Raw genomic sequence first — 1,446 nt, 5'->3', positions numbered from 1 at the left:
CCAGCCTTCCGATCGCTGTATCGGCCTCACCGAAGCCGACGGCGTCGGTGACGCGCGCGACGAAACACGCCGATCGACGGCGTCGATGTCGGCGAAAATCTGGCGGACGTTCCTGGCCATGGCTGCTCCTTCGACGCTACACAGATAGACCGGGCACCCCCGGGCCCGTCAACTGTTGGCGTCCGCAATGTTAAGTGCGACACAGCCCACCGACGAAGGATCGGCCCATTGAGTGGAACGATCCCACCAGATTGACTGAGCCGCTGGCAGCACCCTGCCCCCGGGCGACCAGAGACACCTCACCCGAGACACGCGTCCACCGAAGCAGCTTCCCCGACCTCCGCTATGCGATGAAGGCAGGCATCCCCTCCTCTACACCGCGAGTCGTTCCGGATCGGAGTGCGTGGAAGGGGTTCCTGCCGATCGTTCATTCTTCGCCCTATGCCGAGAGGCCCACGACAACAAGCCAACCCGGAGTTCCACTGAGTGAGTCGGCTTCTTGATGGTTCCGTCACACTGGATTTACGCTCGCAGCACTGTGGCAGGCGGCCTCCGCCGCGGTCAGAGGGGTGCTGTGCAGCAGCAGCGAACGTCCCGCATTCGAAGATCGAGGCCATCCACCGGTTCTGCATCCGGTCGACTGCACTTGTTCGCTTGGATCTCGTGCGACGGTCACGAGATCGCCGCTGGGATGTGAAAGACATTCCGCGAAGGACGCATTGACGTGGACACATCGGACAGTCTCCCCGCACGCCTGGCCGGGAAGAGAGGACTGATCACGGGGACAGCGAGTGGTCAAGTGGAAGTGGCCGCCGAGCGTCTCGGCGGTATCGACGGCCCCTACAACAACGCGGCAGGGTTCGGCTCCTCCCCCTTCGAGGAGTTACTCGGGAACTATAGCGTCATGTGATCGAGGTCGAGCTACACGTCATCTTCCACACGATCAAGCCGTCGTGGTCGCCACTGAAGGCATCTGGAGCCGGCTCAATCATCAACACAGCTTCGATGTCCGCGTTGCGCGGAATAGCGCCACTCGGACAGGTAGCCCATCCAACCGCTAAACAGTGCCTCTCGCCGTCTATTTGGCCTCGGATTAGTCCTCGTGGGTGACCGGTCAGAAGTTTTCCGTCGATGGGGGCGACACCGCGGGATTCCGATGAAACCGAACGACACGCAATAGGAAGACGAACACGAACATGACCAGCCGAACTTCACGTCCACCTCGACCGTTCACGCCCGACTTCCAGTTCGGCAAGACGATCCCATCCGTCAGCGCTCACCGGAACACACGGCGACGCATGCGAGCGCACCCTAAGCCCGCTGCAAACCTCGGAAACCAGACGACGAGGCTCGCCCAGGAAACACTGGAGTTTGCAATGCAATGGAGACATTGGGGTGGAGGACAGGCCGAAGACATCTTCGTAAAGTTCGGGCTCACCACGCACG

The 1,446-nt window shown here is 61.4% G+C and carries 1 protein-coding gene; it reads left to right on the top strand.

What is annotated here, in order from left to right:
* The first annotated feature begins 724 nt into the window (after nt 1-724).
* Nucleotides 725-910, top strand: a complete 186-nt coding sequence (locus tag CA951_RS44810; RefSeq protein ID WP_256974319.1) for a hypothetical protein — start codon at nt 725-727, stop codon at nt 908-910.
* Nucleotides 911-1,446 lie beyond the last annotated feature (536 nt).

Source organism: Rhodococcus sp. NCIMB 12038, assembly GCF_002165735.1.
Classification (GTDB): domain Bacteria; phylum Actinomycetota; class Actinomycetes; order Mycobacteriales; family Mycobacteriaceae; genus Rhodococcus_F.
This window is presented reverse-complemented; position numbering and strand designations above follow the sequence as displayed.